This is a genomic window from Bacillus sp. AY2-1, from assembly GCF_008368965.1.
Classification (GTDB): Bacteria; Bacillota; Bacilli; order Bacillales; family Bacillaceae_G; genus Bacillus_A; species Bacillus_A thuringiensis_S.
Genome location: NZ_QPEL01000064.1, coordinates 1 through 21,923, shown reverse-complemented (window position 1 = coordinate 21,923; position 21,923 = coordinate 1). Strand labels below are relative to the sequence as shown.

The following is a 21,923-nucleotide window of genomic DNA, read 5'->3' as shown; positions in this document are numbered from 1 at the left end:
ATACACTGTCCAGAGGCTATGTTATGGAGCCCCTTGATACAACCAGTCTTATTATTTTCACTGGAAAGTTACTTCCACCCCCAACATATACTGTTCAAAAGCAAAAAGGAAGTGATCCAATGTACTACGGAACAAAAGGCTGGTACGTAGCTGAATTAAAAAAATTAGGTGTGCGCTATCATGAAGGACGAAAACTAGAAAGTTACCGCGGACACATCTTGCGCAATTTACTACTTGCACAACAAGAGAAATTAAAAGAACAGTAATATTCTAATATAACGATATCGGCGATTCTCGGAATATATCAGCGATTCAACACAATATATCAGCGATTTTTTAAATTTATCGGCGATTCGACATGCAATATCGACTTACCGACAAATTTCGCTAGTTCATCTACCTAAACCACCAACCAATTACACATCAATACAAACAAAAAAGGTCACCCAAACGGGTGACCTTCCTTTCTTATTCACAAACAAGAATCTGTCTAGTAAATGACCCTTTTCTTGTAATACAGCGATCTGTAATTTCAAATCCTGCTTCATGGATCATGTCGTCCATTGTTTCCATCGTGACAACGACTACCTTTTTAGCAATGCGGCGTGCACTTGAGAGAATTGATAGTTGGTCTTCTGGTGTGGCATGCGTAAATAAGTCATACGGCATATCGATAATTGCAACGTCGTAGTTCTCAGTAATTTCTTCAATTGGTCCTTTTGTTACTGTTCCTTCAAATCCAAAATGTGCGATGTTTTTTCTCGTTCCAAGAACTACAAGTGGATTTATATCTCTACCAACGATATTAATCCCCATAGAAAGTGCTTCTACTACTACTGTTCCAATACCGCAGCACGGGTCAATTGCTCGTACTCCCTCTGGATTTGGTACAGCGATATTTGCAACTGATCTCGCAACACGTGTGCTAAGTGATGTCGAATAGCTATGCGGTTTTTTTATGTGATGATACCAAACTGGTTCGCTTTCTACATAGTGCCCGAAGTACCAGCGTCCTCCAAGAGGAACAATCCCGAATACACGCTCTGGATTACGAACATCCGCTTCTCCTTCGATATGCATGCCAAGGTCTCGTTCAATAAGACGTCTTTCTCCATATTCAATTTTATTCTCCCCAACGAGGTCATTGATTTTAACGAAAATAACTTTAAATGTCGCTCCCGCCAAATCAATTTGTTCCACTTGTTTTAAAATGCTTTCTAAGTCGTCCCCTTCATACATAACCTCAACGCGCTCTTTCATAAACGCACTTCTACTCGGGTCAATTTTGACATCACTTTTTAAAATATTAACGTGGGACTCCATTCCAAAGAACGAGCGCATTTCCAAGTAACATAAAGCACGCTCCTCCTCACGAAATGCATACGTATATATACAGGCAGGTGTTTTACTATGATTATTCAATCTATTATCATCCTCTATCGTTTAAAATTGTTATGATTACAATTACTCAAATACTTTTTTATATATAAAATTAAATGATATCATATGCCGGAAATAAAGAGAAACGTTAATAAATAAAAGAGACTGCCAATGGCAATCTCTTATTATTTATTAACGGAAAGAAGACACGTTGTTACCCATTTCTTCATAGTAATCTAAAATACCTTGATAAATAGCTTCCGCTGCATTTTGTCTTTGCGCTGGTGTAGCTATTTTATCTGCATCACTTTTATTATCTACAAATGCTAATTCTGCTAATACAGCTGGCATTGTATTTTCTCTAATTACGTATAAATCGCCTTTTTTCACACCACGATCTTTTGTTCCCAGTGCATCTACAAGACGCTCTTGAATTTTTTCTGCTAGTAAACGACTTTCTGATACGTTAGGATTTGTTCCTCTTGCTGTCGCTGATTCATAATAGAACGTTTCTGTACCTTGTCCATTTTTCTCTTCCGTGCCATTACCATGAATACTTACAAAAATATCCCCATTATTTTTTTGAGCAAATTCTACACGTTTCTTTAAAGAATCAGAAGCACTTGTTCCTGGACGTGTATCATCTGTACGAGTGAATAACACAGTAAATGGTGTCTTTTTCTCAAATATCTTCTGTAATCGTAGTGATACATCTAATACAGTTTCACTTTCTTTCTCATAATAACCTGGATTACCTGAATCAACTCCGCCATGACCTGGATCAATGATAATAGCTTTTCCTTCTAAGAAGTTACCTTGCTTCACTGGATTTAATTGATTTTTATTAACCCATTGGAAACCAGCGCCCATGCGGATACGAATCCAGCTGCCGTTCTCTTCAATAACAGTTACTTGTTGTGCGTTATGTGTTCCCATTACTTTTGAAGAAGAAGAAGCTTCTGCATAAGTAGTGAATCCTTCATTAATAACTTCTGTTTTCTCTACTAAAGGTGTCCATTTATCACCTTTACTTGTTGCAATTTTGATCCATCCATCTCGTTCTTCTTTAATTTCAACCATTTGTGGATTATGCTGATTTGCACTAATCCCAGAACTTAATGATGGTGCGTGATATGTAATGAATTTTCTATCTATGTACATTTTCTTTGTTTCTACTGGACGATCACTATTCTTGCTAAATTTATCTGTTTGCGCAGTAAGCTGAGCTGCTTGTTCACGCGTAATAGAATCATTCGGTTTCCAGCCATTCTCTGTACCTAAAGAAAGTTTTAATTCTACTAAAATATTAACTTCTTCTTTACCCCAATGATTCTCTAAATCAGCGAATTTTGTAGGAACTGGTCCTGTTACTTTGCTCTTCAGATTATATGCTCTTACAAGCATAGCTGCCATTTCAGCACGAGTTACTTTTCCTTCAGGATCAAATACTCCTGGTTCTCGCCCTTTAATAATATTCTCTTTTTCCATGGCTGCAATAAATGAAGCTGCCCAACTATTTTTTGCATCATTATAAGACGGCTTTGCATTTGGATCTACTTTAGCCCCAATTGCTGTTGCGATAATCTTTGCTGCCTGGGCACGTGTTAAATTTCCGTATGGCATAAAGTTACCATCTGGCATACCGTTAATTACATTTCTCTCTACTAAATAATAAATTGCGTCTTTCGACCACGCACTATCTGAAACATCAGGAAATTTCTTCGTTTCTGCTAAACTACTAATTGGATGTGCTAGTAAATTTGCTGCTAATAAACCTGCGGCTATTGCTTTGTACTTCATGAAAAATAAATCTCCTCTCAAAACTTCATATTCATACAATTTTTTTAATCAAGCTAACTAAAACATATTAACTATTAATTAATTCCTTTCATAGTGTATAACATTATATATCTATAGTAAACACGTTTCCGGCCGTATAACAAAAATCGTATATATATAACTTATAATGAATGTATATAAAATAAAACTTTAATCAGCCCACAAATAGCGGGCTAAAAAAGCGATTAGAACATGTCTCCTAATCGCTTCGCCAAATAAAAAGCTGATTAAAAATAATATTTTTAATCAGCTCTCTATTATCTATGAAATTATTCTTCAATTAAATTAGACATTACATATGCATACACTAATGATTCTGTATGCGCAATAGAACTTTCATGTGTACGTTCAAATGCGTGAGAAGAATCAATACCCGCTCCAATTAACGCATGTTTCACGTCAAATCCCGCACGAATCGCAGCTGATGCATCAGATCCGTAGTACGGATAAATATCTACTTTATATTCAATATGATTCGTTTTCGCAAGCTCTACTAAATGTTTACGTAAAGCGTAATGGTACGGGCCGCTAGAGTCTTTTGCACAAATAGATACTGTATATTCATCAGATGTTTGTCCATCACCTAACGCTCCCATATCAACTGCTAAGTATTCAACAGTTTCTTCTGGAATATTAGAATTACCACCGTATCCAATCTCTTCATTATTAGAAATTAAGAAATGCGTCGTATATGGTAATGTTACGTTTTCATCTTGTAATCTTTTAATTAATTTTAATAAAATCGCAACACTTACTTTGTCATCTAAATGACGTGATTTTATGTATCCACTCTCTGTAATTTGAACGCGCGGATCAAATGAAACGAAGTCTCCTACTTCAATTCCTAATTCGCGTACTTCATCAGCTGAAAATACGCGCTCATCAATACGAACTTCAATATTTTTCTCATCGCGTTTTGCTTCACCTGCATCTTTATATACATGTACAGATGTTTGATGCATTAAAATCGTTCCTGTATACGTCTTGCCACTTGATGTTTCAATTTCGCAATATTCTCCTTCTACAGAGTTCCAGCGAAATCCACCAATCATAGAAAGACTCAGGCGACCATCAGGCTTAATTTCTTTCACCATCGCACCTAACGTATCAACGTGTGCCGTTAATAAGCGGTGCTGCGCATCATTCTTCCCTTTTACCGTTAAAATAAGAGCGCCTTTATTGTTACGTTTCGTTTCTACATTCCACTCACTGACATAGTTTTCAATAAAATCAATAATTTTTGCTGTATTTCCAGACGGACTCGGAATAGAGACAAGCTCCTTAATAAGTTCCATCGTTTCTCTCGCATGATGTGCCATTGTCGTTTCCTCCTCATTTTCTCTACTATTCAGTATACAAAATTCACCAGAAAACCTCTACTTATATAGCTTAATTTTCTAAATTGTAGTAAAATTCTTTTTAGTATACAAAAGGAGTCCTGAAATATGAATATATCAAAAAAATATATACACATTGCACTCATTTGGTTTTTAGCATCATTATTTTGTTTACAAGTTTCTTATGCCGTTCATACTACTACTTCTATTACAATCGGCTGGATATTAACAGCTATTTTCTTCATTATTAGCTTCATTGCAACAAAAAAGCATAGCGTTACTCATTAACGCTATGCTTTTCCTATTAAACTATTCTTCCGAGACATCTAATAAATAAATCCCTCTTTCAAATCCACCGCGCTCTACTTCTTTTTTCTTACGAAGGCGTTCCACATCTTCAATTGATGCACCTTCCGCACGTGCTAATGAAATGATTACTTCTAGTGCATCCGCAAGAGAATCTAGCGCATGTTCGCGTTCTTTCATAGAAGCAAATTCACGAATTTCTTCCGTTCCAATTTTCGCTAAAGCTTGTATGTATGCTTGACCTGTTAATTTTTGTGCGGTATACGTTTTTCCAGACATTAAAATCTTCTCTGGAACACGATCTCTTACTAACTTGTTATATGCTGACATCATTCATCCTCCTATATTTAATAACACCCGAGCTCTGCTTTATAGAAAAACCATTTTTTCTTCACGCATGCACTTAACATATCAATTCCTGATTCATGTGCTCTTACATGCGGAAAGAAATAGTGCTCTGAGTTTTCTTCCTTACCATATAGAGTTTGGTACTCATCTGGAATCGCTTCTTTTTTCACATCTTTTTCTTTCGTCACCCCACCAGAAAACGCAACACTTGGATGTCCCTCAAAAAATAACGCAGTCCGAACTGCCAAAGATGGTGTACTATGCAAAGCAGAATATGTAAGCAAAATAATAGTGATAACACCGATCATTCTCTTCATGTATTACTCCTTAAAAAAAAGTGCTAACACAATTATACTAAAATGTGTTAGCACTTTCTCCCCTTTATCCCGAATTAACGAGCTACTCATGAGGAATGGACAAACTTTATTCCCCTTTAAATGCTGGTAAACGTTTCTCTAAAAACGCAGCAATTCCTTCTTTATGATCCGCTGTTTGTCTCATTGCATATTGACCACGCTTTTCTAATTGCAATGTTTGCTCTAAATTAGAGCGATTTACTTCACATAAAATTTGCTTCGTTTGAATCATTGCTTTAATCGGTTTTTGTGACCATTCATTAATTTTTTGCTTCACAGCCGTTTGGAAATCTTCGCCGATTACTTCATCAATTAAGCCGATATCAAGCGCTTCTGTCGCTGATAATTTCTTACCTTCCCAAATAATTTGCTTCGTCATATTTTCACCGACGCGCTTTTGAAGGAAGAAATGACCGCCTCCATCTGGAATTAAAGCGATTCCAATAAAGTTCATTGCAATAACAGATGATATATCCGCCATTACATAATCAGCTGTTAACGCAATACTTAATCCAAGACCTGCAGTTGGTCCATGAATTGCACTAATAACAAGCTTCGGCATCGTATATAATGTCACGACAACTTCAGAAATGGTATTCATAATACCATCGAACTTACTTTCATCATTACTTGAAAGCATCGATTTAATATCCCCACCCGCAGAAAAACCACGGCCGTTCCCGCATAACACAACGATATGCACAGAACTTTCCGCTACTTCTTTCAACTTTTGTAATAACTCTTTTAATGTCGGCTCATCTAACGCATTTAACACCTCTGGACGATTGACCATAACCGTTGCAACGTGGCCTTCATATTTCACAACGACAGATTCTGTTTTACTTGTTATTTCCATTATATATACCCCTCTTTTCTCCATAAAGATTATACTTATATAATTATAGAAAACCACTGAAAAATCCTTCTTTTTTCTTAATTTTCTGTCTAATAATCTCGCAATTTGTACATATATCGTATAAAACATACAATTCCGTTGAAAAATATAGAAATTAAAGTCGGTTTATCCATGCTTTTCATCTATTTACCATTACAATGAAATGGTGTATTCTTAAGTTTGATAAAAAACAAATATTGAAATTCATTCGCCTTACTATGTAAAAAAGGCTTTATACCCATCTTTTGGGTGTTGTAATAAAGGAATGAAGAACTGGAGGAACATATGGTTACTAAGTTGAAACAAACGGATAACTACTTCCCACATTTCCTATTGCTATTCATTGTGTTTCAACCAATTTTAGATTTATTAACATCTTTTTCAATCTATATATTACACATGAACGCAACAGTTGGAGTTGTAGTCCGTTTCGCCTTTATGCTTCTTGCATTAGGATACCTACTTCTTCATCACAAACAACAAGATGCGAAAAAGTACATCCTCTATTTATGTTTACTCGGAATCGCACTCGCAATCGGTCTTGTAAATAATATGATGGTTAAATCTCCAGTTTCATTTGGAGAAGAAGTTAAATTCATCTTAAAGAGCATATATCCAATTGTGCTACTGTTTGGATATATTATCGCCTTTAAAGAGCTAAAAAATAAAGAGTATGTATTTCATAAAATCATTACATATTTCTTATATGCAACTTTAATTTTAAGCATTACAATGATTGTCGCAATGCAAACTGGAACAGATTTCCCAAGCTATCCTCACTCAAAAATCGGTTCAAGAGGTTGGTTCTTCGCTGGAAATGATTTAAGTTCTCTTTTCGCCATTATGTTCCCAATCATTGTCTTATATTCGATACATAAAACAACTTCTTTCTCGAAAATATATTACTGGATTCCAACAATACTTGCGATGTATGCAAGTATTATGGTCGGAACGAAAGTCGGATATGGCGCAATTGTTATTACATTAGGCGTAGCACTTTTCTTCTCATTCATTGAATACATGATAAATCGTAAAAAAGAAGGAAAGGTATTTACACATATTGTAAATACCATTATTGCCGCAGTTATACTAGGAGGTTTAATTGCTCTTACACCGCATACTCCTATCGCAAAAAATATGGGCATTCACATGCAAATATACGAATACAAAAAATCAGTACAAGAAGAGAAAGATCGAAAAGAAGGAAAAGTAATTAAAGAAGATCCAGAAGATGCAAAAAAACATGCAAAAGGTGAACTTACAGATTCTGAAGTGAAAAGTTTAATTTATAGTGATCGCGACAAATTCTTAAAAACATACAAACAATACTATAAAGACGCACCGCTTTCACAAAAACTATTCGGAATGGGTTACGCTGGTAACTACACAGATAAAATTAAATTAATTGAAATGGACTTCCATGACCTATTTTTCGCCTTTGGCATTGTCGGTTTCCTTATTTACTTACTACCACTTCTATACTTTGGTATTAAATTATTCATCAGCATGATCACAAACTTTAAGAAAATCATGAAAGTAAAGTATATGCTATTAGCGAGCACACTCGTTCTATCACTTGGCATTGGTTTTATGTCTGGCCACGTATTAACAGCGCCAGCCGTTAGTATTTTCTTCGTTGTTATACTAGCTTACATCATTGTTGATTTTGAAATTGAATAGAAAGAAGGTGCTACGAAATGTCAGTAGCACCTTCTTTTTTATTTAATTAATGTTTTACGTACTCTAGGCTTTCTTTTGCAATATACGCTTCAGTTACAGTAGGATTATCTGAAATAACTTTAATCCACGCTTTTCCATTTATTATTTCTTCACCAGTAACTGTGACAACTACATTTGTATTCAAACGATACAGTCGCTCATTTGATATACTAGGATTCTTTTTCACTTCTACGTTATTCATCACACGTGCAAGTTTATACTTGTTGTATTCTTTTTTACCTAAATAAGAATCAAAACGGTTCATATGCCCCGCTACTTTTTTACCCCAGTTCGCATCAGATGCATATTTCGCATTTAAACCAGCAGCTTTATCACCTGTATATGTTGCTGTATAACGCCAATGTCCTGGATTTAAATATCCTTCATTCATGTATAATTTTGCTGCATGTTCAATACAATCTTCTTTTGAATTAAATGCTTCCCCGTTACCATATGGACTATCGTCTGTTGCTTTTAAACCAAATAAATTATTTTTATCTTTTGCAAGAGCGCTTGTTCCATAATAACTTTCATGGATTGCTAATGAATATAAGAATAATGCATTTACATTATACTTGCTTTCTACTTCTTTAAATTTCTTTCCTAAACCAATTAATGGAGAGTCTGGCTTAATCGATTTCACATAACTATCTAGTTGTTCAGCTGTATAATTTGTTTTCGAACGTAATGATAAATAATTGAAATATTGATAGAAAGTTTCATCTCCAAATGTTTTTCCATCTACACTATACATTTGCTGTCCTTGCTTCATGAAAGAAGGTGCCACACCATATCTAAATTCTGTATATCCAGGTGAACTTGTATTATATGTATAATATTTATGGTATAAATATCCATCTGATTTCACATAATAAGACGACTGTTTCATTTCATTTGTAGGAATTAAAGTGATTTCATTCTTCTTCACATAACCTGTCAAACCAGAAAGTTGAACTTTCACACGATCTTCGCCAACTTCTAAAACTTTCAATTCTGTTCCATACTGAATATACGTATATACTGTTGACAAATTCTCATCATAAATATTAATGATGTTTTGCCCAGTTATTCTTTTCGCACTTGCAAAACCATCTTTAATCCATAAAAATTCGTTCTCGTATTTTACCGCATTCATACCTTTATTTTGAGCAGCCGTAACTGCTTCTTTATACGTATTATAGCGCTCTACTTCTTGCTCTGTTCCGTTTTCTCTTACATTTGTCACAACATATTTCTTAGTTTCTACAGGATTGCTATTTCCGTTTTTTTCAATCGTCTGAAGCATACGATCCAACATAGCTGAAGCCATCCCTCTTGTAGCTGATAAATGTGGTCTAAATGTATTATCTTCTGGATACCCTTTAATAATTTGAGTAGCCACCATAACTTGTACATGCTCTTTATAGTTAATACTATCTTTATCAGTAAAGGTAAGCGGACTTACAGCTACTTTAATATTTTTATAGTCTAACGCTCGCTTTACCATTATCGACATTTCTTCACGTGTAATCACATCATTTGGTGAGAACGTCTCGTTCGTACGACCATTAATAATTTTCGCTCCATATGCTCTACTTACACCATCATATAAACCGTAAGTCTTCGGCACATCCTCGAAATTCGAATCAGCTTTCGGTAAATTTAAAGACCTTGCTATGAATGTAGCAAACTCTGCTCTTGTTACTAATTTATCAGGCGCATATACATTCTCACCATACCCCATTAAAACTCCTTTAGTAATAAGTGAGCGCATATGCGTCTCAAACATATGTCCTGTAATATCATCATTTGCCGCATAACTTGAAATAGGAGTTAAAAGTAATGATCCCGTTAATGCCACTGCTGTTATACCTTTTGAAAAAGTCTTCAAGGTTATCCTCCTCGTAATCTACGAATTTATTATCACAAATTTGATTATATAATAATCACAATCATTTTAGCATAATAAATAGGAATTAAAATAAAACGTTTTTATAATTATAATTTTCATTAAATTCAAAACAAAAGACACTTTACTTTTTTAATAAAGTGTCTTTTTCCATATGATCAATGAGTTTCTTTGTTGCCTGTTTGCCTTGCAACCGAAGCTCATCTATTATTAATTGTAACTCTTGCTCCACAGTTCCTTGTTGCATTAATTGCTTTTTCGCAATTTCATATAAATACTGCGCACTCCATTCGCCATCCACACTTCCTATAACTGGCTGATTCACTTGACTTAAAAACGAATCAATTTTCGGATCGTACGAAATCCCGACCATTGGAGTTTTGGCTACAGCAGAAAAAACAAGTGCATGAAGACGCATACCAATTAGTAATGAACATTGTGATAAAATGAATATTTTCTCGTCGATATCCATTTTATATGGAAGCATATACGTCTCTTCTCCCATTAAGTCTACTACTTCACGCGAAGCTTTTTGATCAAATGGCTCATGCATTGGAACAAATAGAATTTGGTATCCTTCTTGCTTTAATTTTTTTAATGCCGTAGCTAATTTTTTTACATAATCTTCTTTTGAATTCCAATAACGCACACTAACCGCGATTACTTTTCCATGTATCGAATGCTTTTGCAACCAATCCGATTGTTTTGTCCGTTTCCATGTTAAAACAGGGTCTGGAACAATTTCAATATCGTTTTTTATGCCAAGTTCTTTTAAATATAAAAACGAATCTTCATCTCGAACTGATACATAGGAAGCTTTTGACAAGTTCCATTTTACCAATAGACGATTATATCCTTTTGTAATTGGACCTATTCCTTGTGAATAAATATAATATGGCTTTTTTAATAATCGAGCGAGTCCCATAATACCCGTATAATATAGAATACTCTTCGTACTTGTCTGATCTTGAAGAAGGCTCCCGCCACCGCTAATAACTCCATCACTGTTTTTGATTGCATGATAAACAGCTTTTATATTCCAGCGATCTACCGATTCTACACCATACCTTTCCTTTGTATATTTAGAATCATTTGATAGTACTACTAGTTCTATATCCGGGTTCTCTTTACTTAACGATTCAATAATTGATTGTAGAATCGCCTCGTCTCCAACATTATAAAAACCATAATATCCTGATAAGACTAAACGCACCCTAAATCTCCTCCAAAACTAGGTAACCGTTTATTTCATCTAACATAAACTGGTACCCATTCCTTACCTAAACACTTAATACCCTACATAGTTTCCTCTTTATCAGCTCATATGAATTTTAATAAAAAATTAAATTTCTATATTTATCTTTTCAAAAATGGTATTTTTTTCATTGATATCCATTTTAATTTCAAAGCACATACACCATACAAAATGGTTGTAATACTTAATGCTATACCGCTGAATAATAACGTCATAATTCTTGAAGATGTAACATCTATCACATTACATAGTTCATACAATCCTAGTCCGAAAATACATGCTATTGCTAGCACACCGAAAAAGTTTTTGAAATGAATAGAATAGGCAATATAGCTTCGAATATACAAATGATTTACAATACAAATCAATACGTAAGTAATTAATGTACTATACGCCGCTCCATCTATGCCAAACTTCTGCACTAACATAATGTTTAACACGACTTTCACACAACTCGCGCCAATAACAATCCATGCAGCTTGTGCAGAACGATTAATCCCCTGTAAAACACCTATTGATAATACCATAACCGCAGTAAAATACGAACTGCCAATCATAACTGTTAACATACTACTGCCTTTTACGTCTGTGAACAATCCGACATTTAACGGTACTGTTAATGCCATCAACCATACTGTTAATGGTGCTGTCAAAACATGCGCTAGTCGATTTGTATTTTGAATTGTTATTTTCGCCAAATTTATATCTCTTTTGGCCAATGCGGAAGTTAAGAGTGGTATTAACGGAAATACAATTGCACTTGCAAAAATAACAATTATTTGCGTGAATGCAAAACCGCGACTGTATATTCCAAATTGTTCTTGAATTTCTGTTGATGATCCTTGTAATACATGCGGTATTGTAAGCGAGTCTACTAAATTTAAAAGCGGCATTGATAAAGCTCCGATAGCGATTGGGATCGATACCCGCAATATCTTTTTGCCGTTTTCTCTTAAATCTCGGAGCGAATAGGAATTGCTTTTATTGTAGTATGGACTTCTATTATATTTTATACGCAAATATATAAGCGAACTAATGACTCCAAGAAAAGAGCCAACCATCGCACCACTAGTAATAACAGTATTACTCTTATCCCACGATACTAGTATGTAAGCAATTATTAACATAAAAAACACACGGACAAATTGCTCAATGACTTGTGATACTCCTGTTGGTTTCATATCACCGAAACCTTGGAAATACCCTCTATACACCGCCATGTATGGCGCAATGAGTAATGCTAATGAAGTAATAAGCAACGGCATTCTAGTTTCTTGTCCACCGAGCATATTTGCAATTTCAATAGAAAATAATACAATGACTAAACAGCCGAAAACGCCAAATGCTATCCCTATAATTGACGCTGATTTAAATAATTTCGCAATTTCCTTTTGCTTATTTTTTTCGTTCAACTCTGCAATTAGTTTCGAAATTGCAAGTGGAACTCCGGCTACCGATAATGTAAGAGCAATCATATATACAGGAAAAACAAGGCGGAAAATACCTAGCACTTCATCTCCTGCAATATTTTGTAATGGAATTTGAAAAAAACTACCAAGCAATTTCGACAAAAAAGTTGTAATGGTTAAAATTGCTGCTCCTTTTACAAATGTTTTATTCATATTTTTTCTCTTTTCTTTTATACATATACTCTCAAACATATTGTTTTAAACGATAGGGATTCACTTTATCCCATTGGTTATCATAACAAATTTATTATAGGTTGAATACTTGGTTTTTTTTTCAAAATAGAAAACAGAACCAATTCAAACCTATCTCTTCACAATCTTTTTCTAATTCCTTCCATTATATATATGTACACATTATAACCGTTTCTGTTACGCAAAAAGAGCTCTTCCTCTCTATCACTGCGATACATATTACTAAAAACATTATAAGAATATCCCACAACTCTACATTATAATTTATGTAAAGTTGTGAGATATTCTAATTGCCATCTAAACACTTAAGATTTTCAATTGCTCTTTCTGTTCATCGCTTGCCATTACTACAATTGTTTTTTCAATACTTGGATGTACTTGCTCAAGCTTTACACTTGCCCCTACTTTATTTGATTGCTCAACAAAATTTAATAATGCCATAGCTCCTGATACATCCATATAACGCACATCTTTCATACGTAATACAACTGGTGACTTCACATCTTGTAAAGTAGAGAAAATACGATCTACTGATAGGAAAGAGAGCGGTCCTTGAATTGTATACGTTTCTTCTCTTTCTTTTACGATAGAAGTTTTACGTTCTTTACATTTCACCATATATATGATGAACGAAAGAATAATACCGAATGCAACGGCAATCATTAAATCGAACTTCACCGTTACAATCATCGTTACGAGCATAACAACGACATCACCTTTAGGAGCGACATGCATCTTTTTCATGCTTTCCCAATCGAACATTCCAATACCAGTTAAAATTAAAATACCTGATAATACAGCAAGTGGAATATATTGTACGACCGAACCAAGACCCATAATAAAAATAAATAAGATAACACTATGCATACATGCCGAAAGTGCCGTTTTACCACCACTTCTTATATTCACAATAGATCTTACAGTCGCACCTGCACCTGCTAATCCGCCAAACAATCCGCTCATCATATTACCGATACCTTGTCCAACAAGCTCTTTATTACTTTTATGACGCGTACCAGTCACATTATCCATTACGACCGATGTTAACAACGAGTCAATCGATCCTAATAAAGCAATACTAAGCGCTGGTAAAATAAGTGCTGCTATTCCTGTTCCACTTAAAGATGGAATATGAAGCGTAGGCATCGCTTCTGGAATGGTTCCAATCTTTTCAATTACTTTATTTAGTGAAAGATTTCCGATAATCGGTAACTTTACTGCAAGTCCTTCGAGTAGAGAAGAAAATAAAGGAAGCAAAGCTGTCACACCGACTAGTGCTACTAAACTAGACGGAATCGCCTTAATCCATTTGCCAGAAACAATCATTACAATAATCGTTAACACAACAAGTAGAAAACTATTTTGTACATGCTTTATTTCACCTAAAATAATGATTAATGCAATACCATTCATAAATCCTGAAACGACAGGATACGGAATATATCGAACGTAAGAACCGAGCTTACATACACCGAATAAAATTTGAAATAATCCTGCCATCATAAAGGCAATAAAACTTGCCTCTAACCCGTGCGTCGCAATAACTCCAGTTGCGATAACGGTAATTGGTCCAGTTGGCCCCGTTACTTGCCCAGGTGTCCCGCCAAATAACGCTGCGAATAAACCTGCAAAAATCGCACCATATAATCCAACAAGCGCTCCCTCAGACGTTCCTGTCGCGGCAATACCAAATGCAATCGCAAGTGGTAACGCAACAATCGCAACAGTAAATCCTGCTAAACATTCCTTTGCTATTTTTTGAAACATAAAAAAACCACCTTTGTATAAAGTCCATGTTCCATTGTACACCTAAAAAGATACATTCGTTAGCTCACTTTTTACATTCTCGTGACGTAAACGGATTTAATGAAAAGTTTCCCCCTTATCTTTGGAAACAATTGCAACTATGCTATAATGAACAAATTAAATCTTTTACTATATACTTGGAGGCACTATGCTAACTTTTGAAGAAAAATTATCGATTATTGAATCTTTCCCAGAACTAGAAAGAAAGAACGTATCATTAAAACGTGTAAACTTCCACTTTGAAGAAAGTCGTTTAGATAAAAAGAACGTTGTATTTCATTTACACCCAAATGGAAATGGATTTGTGTATGCAAGCGGTATTAAAGGTTACAAAACGGATGATAAAGGTATGGTTAACATCCGCGAGTTTTCAGCAGAAGAGTTACGTTCAGTAATTGAGAAATCAATTGACCTTCTATCACAAGAAGAAGTAGTAGCACCTGTAGAACCTGCGAAAGAAGAAGAATGGCAGAACGAAGATGGTCATATTCTTACTCTTATTTCAGAGGATGACATGTGGAACGTGTACGCTGGTGTAAACTTAGACGGTACATTCAACTCTTATCCAGAAGCTGCGGAATACCTTGATGAAGAAGGTTTTTCACGCAAATAAAAATAGAAACCTATTTCATTCAACGACTTTTATAGTAATCAAAAAAGACACTTAAGGTGTCTTTTTTTGTTATATAAACTCCTTTCTCACACTATCTCTATTAATTTTCATAAAATGATTCAGAGGAGGTTTATATGAATACAACTGCTAAATTAATAAATTGGAAAGAACATGGCGATATGATTATTCTAGAATGTGAATTAAATGGAAAACGCTTCGAGATATCAACATATAAACAACGAATATATAATGCACACCTTTTATCAGCTGACGTTTATATTCGTTTAGATTCATCTGATAATATAATTGGAATAAATATCTATAAAAAGTAAGAAAAGCCCCCTATTCCGTAAGCGGGCTTTATCTTTATTACAAAATGTTAGAGTATACTCTCTTTTTTTTCATACAGTTTATGTAATTATACATATTCATTAAAAAATACACTAAATGAATATTACATGTAGTAAAATATAACTTGTGGGCACGTTCTATAAAGCAGATTCTTTTAAAAGGCGTAACATATCAATTATTATAGGGGATGTGGCGTCACTTCGATATTGATCTCAAATCTCTTGTCTTTTGTGAACTAACAATCTAGTGTATATAGACGATTCTGCTTTATAGTGTGTGTTTACACTCATAACAAAGGGGTAATGGTAATACGGATAGATTCCGATTCGTATGAAATGAAATGGTTCAAGTCGGAGAGAGGCACCTTAAGGTGTCTTTTCTTTTTGGACATTACATCCATTTTGTTTTTCCACCTTATTTCAAATGCGCTAATTAACCTTCACCAAGAAGAAATGAGAATTAAGTAAATATAAAGTGATTGATATTTACTTAATTCCCAACCTCTACAAAAGAACAGGACATTTAAGAATTAACAAAGATATTGTTTCTTCTGTTTAATCTCTTACAGAAAAAGAGACGAAAACCCCATAGATATGGGGTATCCTTCATTTTCTATTTTTTCGCACCTTTCAGTGACTCCCTCAGCACAAACTTCTGCAACTTCCCGCTCGCATTACGAGGGAGTTCATCTACAAATAAATAATGACGCGGACGTTTATAATCTGCTAGTTCATCACTTTCTTTGCAATACGTTTCTAAATCAGCTTCTGTTATTGTTTCATCTTTCTTCACAATAACTGCCACCACACGCTCTCCCCATAATTCATCTGGCTCACCAAGTACCGCCACATCTAATATACCGTGATGACTATGAAGGAAATCTTCAATTTCACGAGGGTAAATATTTACACCACCGCTAATTACCATATCATCAACGCGATCTGCAACGAATAAATAACCATCTTTATCGAAGTATCCTAAATCACCAGAATGATACCATCCTTTATACATCGATTTTTTATTTGCCTCTTCGCGATTATGATAGCCAGCCATCATAGTTGGGCCACGTAAAATAATTTCTCCCACCTCATAAGGAGGTAATACATCATCTGGTTCTGCCGGTGCCTCCTCGTTCGGTTTCACAATACGAACTTCGTGGCTAAAGCATGGCGTGCCTGCTGAACCAGCTTTCGTAATTTGATCCTCCTCTACGAGAAACGCAACAACTGGTCCCATTTCTGTCATTCCGTATATTTGAACAAGGTCAATATAAAGACGTTCTTTACATTCCTTCACTAACGCCGGCGCCATTGCCGCTCCGCCATATATACCAATTTTCATTGAAGTTAAATCATACTGAGTTAAATCTTTTTGCAACAACATATTCCACATCGTCGGTGCTGCAAAGAACGTCGTAATCTTTTCTTCTTGAATCGTATGTAATACTGTTTCTGTATCAAAATGATGCAAAATAACATTCTTCCCGCCAACTTGAATGCGTGGTATGATTCCGGCATTTAATTCACCACAGTGATATAAAGGCGCAACAACAAGCCCCACACTATCTCTATTATATTTTAGGAAATACGTACAAATCATACTATGCTCAGCCATTTCACGATGACGATGTAACACACCTTTCGGATGACCTGTCGTACCGCTCGTATAAAGCATAGAACAAAAGTCCATTTCATCAATTTCGATATTTACTTTCTCAGGAGATGCTGCATTCACTTTTTCATGGTAGGAACTTGCATAGGAAGGTTTATCGTTTTCTATAGACCAAAAAGATGTATTTGGAAAATCTCGTTCAATGATAGCAACAGTTGACTCAACTGCTTTTTCAAAGACAACGACTTTCGAGGATGCGTCCTGAAGAATATAAGATACTTCTTTCGCCTTTAAACGAAAGTTAATTGGGTTAAAAATCGCACCAATTTTCGCACAAGCTAAGTAAACGTTTACAAATTCATGGCAGTTATATAAGTAAACAGATACCGTATCTCCCTTTCTTACTCCGTCTTCTAATAAAGCGTGTGCCGTTTTATTTATTTGTTCGTCCCACTGTTTATATGTCCAGCGAATATTTTTTTCAGGTTCCACTAACGCCTCTTTATTCGGATACTTACCAACAGATAAATCAAAAATTCTCCCTATCGTCATGTACATGCCAACAATTTCCCCCTTTTCTCTTTCATAAATCTATCATTTCGTCCATAAGTAGACATTGTCCTTCAATGTTTTGACTAATTTTTCTGATTATTATCGACATAGTTTTACAACACGTGCAAACCTTTGGTACATGAAATTATATTGGCGATTTTTCAAATATATCGACCGCAATTCAATTTATAGCAGCGATTTTTCGAATATATCGCCTTACTGACAAAAGCTGACAATATAAAAAAGAGAGTGTTCCGATTTGGAACACTCTCCTTCTTATACAAATAGCTCTTCTAAAATTTTCAGTTTATCTTCTGTATATTTTACAAAGCCATCGTTATATGATTTTGGATCTTTCGGATTTGCGAAGTGCGTAATTGCCCCCGTCTTCGGATGAACAAATTTACTTGATGCACCGCAACCAAGTCCGATAATTGATTGTACTTCTTCCATAATGACAATGTTGTAAATACTTTCTTGCGTCGGCATTGCATAACCAACGTTCTCTAAGTTACCTAAAATATTCTTTTGACGATATAGGTAATATGGTACGTAATTATGCTTTTGCGTCCATTCTTCTGCTTCGTGCATCATCGCTGTAATTTCTTCGCGACCTGCTACTTTATATTTACGTTTGTTTTGCGTCATTTCAGAAGCACGTTTAAATGATAACGTATGAACTGTTAATGATTCTGGCATTAACTTTTCTGTTTCATCTAACGTATGCTTGAAGATATCTAACCCTTCACCAGGAAGACCAATAATTAAGTCCATATTAATATTGTTCATTCCCATTTCACGAGCTAAATGGTATTTCTCAATTGTTTCTTCTACAGTATGGTGACGTCCAATTGCTTTTAGTGTCTCTTGATGATATGACTGCGGATTAATACTAATACGGTCAATGTTCCATTTATTTAACACTTCTAGCTTTGCTGGCGTGATCGTATCTGGACGACCTGCCTCAACTGTTACTTCACGTACATTTTTCACGTCTGGGAACGCTTCGTACATTTCTTCATACAGCATATCCATCTCTTCTGCTGTAATACTTGTAGGTGTACCGCCGCCATAATAAATCGTCGTAACTTTCACACCTTTTTCTTTTAAAAACTTACCAATTTCACGAACTTCATAATGTAAACCACCTAAGAACGAATCAACAGACCCTTGGCGTCCATTAATCGCATAAGCCGGGAATGTACAGTATGCACATTTCGTTGGGCAGAACGGAATACCGATATAAATACTTACTTCTTCTTTCAAACGGTATAAATCCGGAACAACTGCTAATTGGCAATCAACAATGCGCTGAAGAAGTTCAATTTTCTCTTCATGAATTAAATAACTTTCACGAAGTTCTTGATGCGCTTCTTCCTTTGACATACCATTTTGAAGCATTTTATGAAGAAGTTTCGTCGGACGTACTCCCGTTAAAATACCCCAGCTTTGTTCAAGTCCAGTTAACTGCTGAAGAACAGAAAGATATACATAAGAAACAACGTGCTTCACTTGCTTCATACGCTCTTTTTCATCTGTGAAAGCAGATAAATCTTTCGAGAATGTTTCTTCATACACATTTCCTGTGCTAACATCCGTTAATCGAGCGGATGCTTTCACATTATCCTCAATGTGTATATCAACGATCAGATTCGCTTCCTCTTGTTCAAATCCAATCGTACTATCTTCAAAAAATAAGCCGCCAATATTTTGTAGCGGACGTAAAAAACGATCATCTTGTAACGTTTTAATTGAAATTAACACATTATCACCTTTTCATTTGCAAACTCTCTTTAGTTTACTTGAAGGGCGTTTACAGGTCAATACAGAAGGTTTTACCTGTTTTTCTTACATTTTTTCAAATAATTCTTTTTATATGAATATCGCTCATGTATATAGACATCATGATTTTCTCTTGTTAAAATTTATTAGTGTTAAAATTGATACATAGTGAAAATACAATATAAAAAGGAGGAATGTTAACACTAGATTCCATAATCTAATGTGTTAAAAACAAATATGAAAAAGAAATTTTATAGTGTTTTAACTCTCTCTCTTGCATTACAAACTGTTCTTGCACCTACTTATTCATTTGCAGAGAGTGCTGAAAAATCCGCCGAAGTATATACGGAGGATCAAGTTTTTAAAAGTATTAAAGAGCATGTTAATGAGCATAGTACTCATGAAGAAGATATCGAGGTTACTGGTCAATTCCTACTATACACTTCAAAAAAACATTCATTATATACCGCGAATGATTTAAAAAACAAATCGAATATCGAGATTACAGAACAAGTCGTAACGGCGACAAAGAAAAAAGGAAATGCTTACTACATAACGACGTCAACTGGCGCTGGATGGATAGATAACAATGATAATAGCTTAGAAGTTCAAGAGATTCATAAACTATCTAACCAAAAATTAATCGTAAAAGAAGAAGCTTCCATACATGCACTTCCGTTCCAATCGTTTAACGAAGAAGGGAAACTACAGCCACAAGTCATTACTCCTACTGAACAAGCTGGAAATTGGTTTAAAGTCCAAATAAATGAAACAGCAAAATGGATTTATGCACCTTCTGCTACATTTGAAGGTACAAAAGCTTCATTATTAAAAAACAGTCGTACTGCTAAAAATAGTTTATTGAGAGCTCCGGAAGCTCTACAAACAAACAATATTTATGGCGTTACATTTAAAGAAATGATTGTCCCAAAAGGAAATGACGATATTCGCCCTGGCTACCCGATGGTACCTAAATATATTACGATTCACGAAACGGCTAATACAGCGAAAGGTGCCAATGCTCTAAATCATGCAAAATTCTTAGATAATCAAGCACGCGGAACAGCTGATCGCGCCGCATCTTGGCATTTCACAGTAGATGATAAAGAAATTTATCAACATCTTCCAGTAAATGAAGTTGGATGGCATGCTGGAAATAAAACTGGAAACTATGAATCTATCGGAATTGAAATTGCCGTTAATCAAGATGGAAACTATGAAAAAGCGGTAGAAAATGCCCGTAAATTGGCAGCTTATTTAATGAACGACTTAAATATTTCTCTAGATAAGGTCCAAAAACACCAATTTTGGTCAGGAAAAAACTGCCCTGCGTTTATGATTCAACGCGGACAATGGAATGCTTTCTTAAAAGGAACTGAAACATACTATAAGGAAAACCAAAAAAATCCCGTAACTGATGATATTACAGGTGGATGGTATGAACAAGACATTCGTCAATTAGCAGCTAGAGGCATTATGCAAGGAGAAGGGAACGGCAAGTACTTCCCAGAACGTCTTGTAACGCGTGCTGAATTTGCTACACTAATTACTCGTGCTTTACAATTACCAAGTGGAAACGCTAAGTTCACAGACTTAGAACAAGTACACCCATCTTTAAGAGACGGTATTAATCGTGCAGCAAGCGCAGGCATAATCCGCGGACGTGGTGATAATACATTTGATCCAAATACTACAATTACACGCGAAGAAGCTGTTATTATGATTGATCGTTCTCTAAAACACGCTGGTATTTTTGCAAAACAAGTTGAACTACCATTCGTAGACCAAAACTTAATTTACGCTAAAGAAGAAGTACAAAGAGTGTATGGATATGGAATTGTAAAAGGTAATGAATTTAATCAATTCGTACCAAAAGGACCATCACAACGTGCACACGCAGCTGCATTTATAAACAGAATGCTTAGCGTAATTGAAGCTTAAAATATTTATCATTCCATATAGATATTTACATTTTATCTGTATTAACTTAAAAGGCATCAGAGATTATATATCTCTGATGCCTTTTATACATCTGTTAGCTATTTTTAGCCATGAATCTTAAACGTATTCCTAGTAACAGAAGCATAAAACCGATGAATGGAACGTAATTCGTATTGTGTCCTGTAGCTGGAAGTTGTTGATTATTAGAAGAACCTTGTCCTTTTTCTGGTAAATTAGGTTTTTCTACTCCCTCACCTGTTTTTTCTGTTCCTTCACCCGGCTT

The 21,923-nt window shown here is 35.1% G+C and carries 19 protein-coding genes; 6 read left to right on the top strand and 13 right to left on the bottom strand.

The window, feature by feature from the left end; translation table 11 throughout:
• The first annotated feature begins 23 nt into the window (after positions 1 to 23).
• Entirely contained in the window at positions 24 to 266 is a 243-nt protein-coding gene (locus tag DN403_RS15720) for a YflJ family protein (protein ID WP_000433499.1), read from the top strand.
• A gap of 202 nt (positions 267 to 468) precedes the next feature.
• On the opposite strand, the gene DN403_RS15715 is transcribed toward DN403_RS15720, so the two are convergent.
• From DN403_RS15715 to DN403_RS15705, 3 genes are all read right to left on the bottom strand, one after another.
• Positions 469 to 1,422, bottom strand: a complete 954-nt coding sequence (locus DN403_RS15715; protein WP_001059321.1) for a TRM11 family SAM-dependent methyltransferase — start codon at positions 1,420 to 1,422, stop codon at positions 469 to 471.
• A gap of 150 nt (positions 1,423 to 1,572) precedes the next feature.
• The gene (locus DN403_RS15710) at positions 1,573 to 3,180 is read right to left on the bottom strand and encodes an N-acetylmuramoyl-L-alanine amidase (RefSeq protein ID WP_000875336.1); all 1,608 of its coding nucleotides are present in this window, start codon (positions 3,178 to 3,180) and stop codon (positions 1,573 to 1,575) included.
• A 308-nt stretch (positions 3,181 to 3,488) separates the two neighbouring features.
• A complete protein-coding gene (locus DN403_RS15705; protein ID WP_000930044.1) occupies positions 3,489 to 4,538 on the bottom strand; it encodes a M42 family metallopeptidase in 1,050 nt (349 codons plus the stop codon).
• A 126-nt stretch (positions 4,539 to 4,664) separates the two neighbouring features.
• Here DN403_RS15705 and DN403_RS15700 point away from each other — a divergent pair, with 126 nt between their 5' ends.
• Positions 4,665 to 4,844 carry a hypothetical protein gene (locus DN403_RS15700; RefSeq protein ID WP_001027087.1) on the top strand — a complete coding sequence of 60 codons (180 nt, stop codon included), beginning with the start codon at positions 4,665 to 4,667 and terminating at the stop codon, positions 4,842 to 4,844.
• A 21-nt stretch (positions 4,845 to 4,865) separates the two neighbouring features.
• Here DN403_RS15700 and DN403_RS15695 read toward each other — a convergent pair whose 3' ends face one another.
• The 3 genes from DN403_RS15695 to DN403_RS15685 form a co-directional block, all read right to left on the bottom strand.
• Positions 4,866 to 5,192 carry a nucleoside triphosphate pyrophosphohydrolase gene (locus DN403_RS15695; RefSeq protein WP_001277348.1) on the bottom strand — a complete coding sequence of 109 codons (327 nt, stop codon included), beginning with the start codon at positions 5,190 to 5,192 and terminating at the stop codon, positions 4,866 to 4,868.
• A gap of 17 nt (positions 5,193 to 5,209) precedes the next feature.
• Complete coding sequence (locus DN403_RS15690) at positions 5,210 to 5,527, bottom strand: hypothetical protein (RefSeq protein ID WP_000827125.1); 318 nt, start codon at positions 5,525 to 5,527, stop codon at positions 5,210 to 5,212.
• Between the two features lie 106 nt (positions 5,528 to 5,633).
• Positions 5,634 to 6,446, bottom strand: coding sequence for an enoyl-CoA hydratase (locus DN403_RS15685; protein ID WP_003276890.1), 813 nt, complete (start codon positions 6,444 to 6,446; stop codon positions 5,634 to 5,636).
• Between the two features lie 300 nt (positions 6,447 to 6,746).
• Between DN403_RS15685 and DN403_RS15680 the strand changes: the two genes are divergently transcribed.
• A complete protein-coding gene (locus tag DN403_RS15680; RefSeq protein ID WP_149185571.1) occupies positions 6,747 to 8,141 on the top strand; it encodes an O-antigen ligase family protein in 1,395 nt (464 codons plus the stop codon).
• Positions 8,142 to 8,187: 46 nt separating this feature from the next.
• On the opposite strand, the gene DN403_RS15675 is transcribed toward DN403_RS15680, so the two are convergent.
• From DN403_RS15675 to DN403_RS15660, 4 genes are all read right to left on the bottom strand, one after another.
• Positions 8,188 to 10,050, bottom strand: coding sequence for an S-layer homology domain-containing protein (locus tag DN403_RS15675; RefSeq protein ID WP_000847500.1), 1,863 nt, complete (start codon positions 10,048 to 10,050; stop codon positions 8,188 to 8,190).
• 142 nt (positions 10,051 to 10,192) lie between these two features.
• Positions 10,193 to 11,281 (bottom strand): polysaccharide pyruvyl transferase CsaB, encoded by a 1,089-nt coding sequence (gene csaB, locus DN403_RS15670; RefSeq protein WP_001241600.1) that lies wholly within the window; start codon positions 11,279 to 11,281, stop codon positions 10,193 to 10,195.
• A 143-nt stretch (positions 11,282 to 11,424) separates the two neighbouring features.
• Complete coding sequence (locus DN403_RS15665) at positions 11,425 to 12,945, bottom strand: putative polysaccharide biosynthesis protein (RefSeq protein WP_001044005.1); 1,521 nt, start codon at positions 12,943 to 12,945, stop codon at positions 11,425 to 11,427.
• Between the two features lie 336 nt (positions 12,946 to 13,281).
• The gene (locus tag DN403_RS15660) at positions 13,282 to 14,751 is read right to left on the bottom strand and encodes a SulP family inorganic anion transporter (RefSeq protein WP_000486648.1); all 1,470 of its coding nucleotides are present in this window, start codon (positions 14,749 to 14,751) and stop codon (positions 13,282 to 13,284) included.
• 187 nt (positions 14,752 to 14,938) lie between these two features.
• Here DN403_RS15660 and DN403_RS15655 point away from each other — a divergent pair, with 187 nt between their 5' ends.
• Positions 14,939 to 15,403, top strand: a complete 465-nt coding sequence (locus DN403_RS15655) for a hypothetical protein (protein WP_000954998.1) — start codon at positions 14,939 to 14,941, stop codon at positions 15,401 to 15,403.
• Positions 15,404 to 15,537: 134 nt separating this feature from the next.
• Positions 15,538 to 15,735 (top strand): hypothetical protein, encoded by a 198-nt coding sequence (locus DN403_RS15650; protein ID WP_001098258.1) that lies wholly within the window; start codon positions 15,538 to 15,540, stop codon positions 15,733 to 15,735.
• A 631-nt stretch (positions 15,736 to 16,366) separates the two neighbouring features.
• On the opposite strand, the gene DN403_RS15645 is transcribed toward DN403_RS15650, so the two are convergent.
• The gene (locus tag DN403_RS15645) at positions 16,367 to 17,923 is read right to left on the bottom strand and encodes a fatty acid--CoA ligase (protein ID WP_086398154.1); all 1,557 of its coding nucleotides are present in this window, start codon (positions 17,921 to 17,923) and stop codon (positions 16,367 to 16,369) included.
• A 270-nt stretch (positions 17,924 to 18,193) separates the two neighbouring features.
• A complete protein-coding gene (locus DN403_RS15640) occupies positions 18,194 to 19,681 on the bottom strand; it encodes a coproporphyrinogen III oxidase (protein ID WP_000908777.1) in 1,488 nt (495 codons plus the stop codon).
• A gap of 255 nt (positions 19,682 to 19,936) precedes the next feature.
• Here DN403_RS15640 and DN403_RS15635 point away from each other — a divergent pair, with 255 nt between their 5' ends.
• Positions 19,937 to 21,640, top strand: coding sequence for an S-layer homology domain-containing protein (locus tag DN403_RS15635; RefSeq protein ID WP_016078053.1), 1,704 nt, complete (start codon positions 19,937 to 19,939; stop codon positions 21,638 to 21,640).
• Between the two features lie 94 nt (positions 21,641 to 21,734).
• Here the strand turns inward: DN403_RS15635 and DN403_RS15630 are convergent.
• Positions 21,735 to 21,923: LPXTG cell wall anchor domain-containing protein (locus tag DN403_RS15630; protein WP_149185570.1), on the bottom strand; the 189-nt coding region annotated here is incomplete at its 5' end.

What these genes read in the sequence shown, in the direction of transcription:
- DN403_RS15720 (WP_000433499.1), top strand. Translation starts at nt 24, where the DNA reads ATGGAGCCCCTTGATACAACCAGTCTTATTATTTTCACTGGAAAGTTA.
- DN403_RS15710 (WP_000875336.1), bottom strand. Translation starts at nt 3,180, where the DNA reads ATGAAGTACAAAGCAATAGCCGCAGGTTTATTAGCAGCAAATTTACTA.
- DN403_RS15705 (WP_000930044.1), bottom strand. Translation starts at nt 4,538, where the DNA reads ATGGCACATCATGCGAGAGAAACGATGGAACTTATTAAGGAGCTTGTC.
- DN403_RS15700 (WP_001027087.1), top strand. Translation starts at nt 4,665, where the DNA reads ATGAATATATCAAAAAAATATATACACATTGCACTCATTTGGTTTTTA.
- DN403_RS15695 (WP_001277348.1), bottom strand. Translation starts at nt 5,192, where the DNA reads ATGTCAGCATATAACAAGTTAGTAAGAGATCGTGTTCCAGAGAAGATT.
- DN403_RS15690 (WP_000827125.1), bottom strand. Translation starts at nt 5,527, where the DNA reads ATGAAGAGAATGATCGGTGTTATCACTATTATTTTGCTTACATATTCT.
- DN403_RS15685 (WP_003276890.1), bottom strand. Translation starts at nt 6,446, where the DNA reads ATGGAGAAAAGAGGGGTATATATAATGGAAATAACAAGTAAAACAGAA.
- DN403_RS15680 (WP_149185571.1), top strand. Translation starts at nt 6,747, where the DNA reads ATGGTTACTAAGTTGAAACAAACGGATAACTACTTCCCACATTTCCTA.
- DN403_RS15665 (WP_001044005.1), bottom strand. Translation starts at nt 12,945, where the DNA reads ATGAATAAAACATTTGTAAAAGGAGCAGCAATTTTAACCATTACAACT.
- DN403_RS15660 (WP_000486648.1), bottom strand. Translation starts at nt 14,751, where the DNA reads ATGTTTCAAAAAATAGCAAAGGAATGTTTAGCAGGATTTACTGTTGCG.
- DN403_RS15655 (WP_000954998.1), top strand. Translation starts at nt 14,939, where the DNA reads ATGCTAACTTTTGAAGAAAAATTATCGATTATTGAATCTTTCCCAGAA.
- DN403_RS15650 (WP_001098258.1), top strand. Translation starts at nt 15,538, where the DNA reads ATGAATACAACTGCTAAATTAATAAATTGGAAAGAACATGGCGATATG.
- DN403_RS15645 (WP_086398154.1), bottom strand. Translation starts at nt 17,923, where the DNA reads ATGTACATGACGATAGGGAGAATTTTTGATTTATCTGTTGGTAAGTAT.
- DN403_RS15635 (WP_016078053.1), top strand. Translation starts at nt 19,937, where the DNA reads ATGAAAAAGAAATTTTATAGTGTTTTAACTCTCTCTCTTGCATTACAA.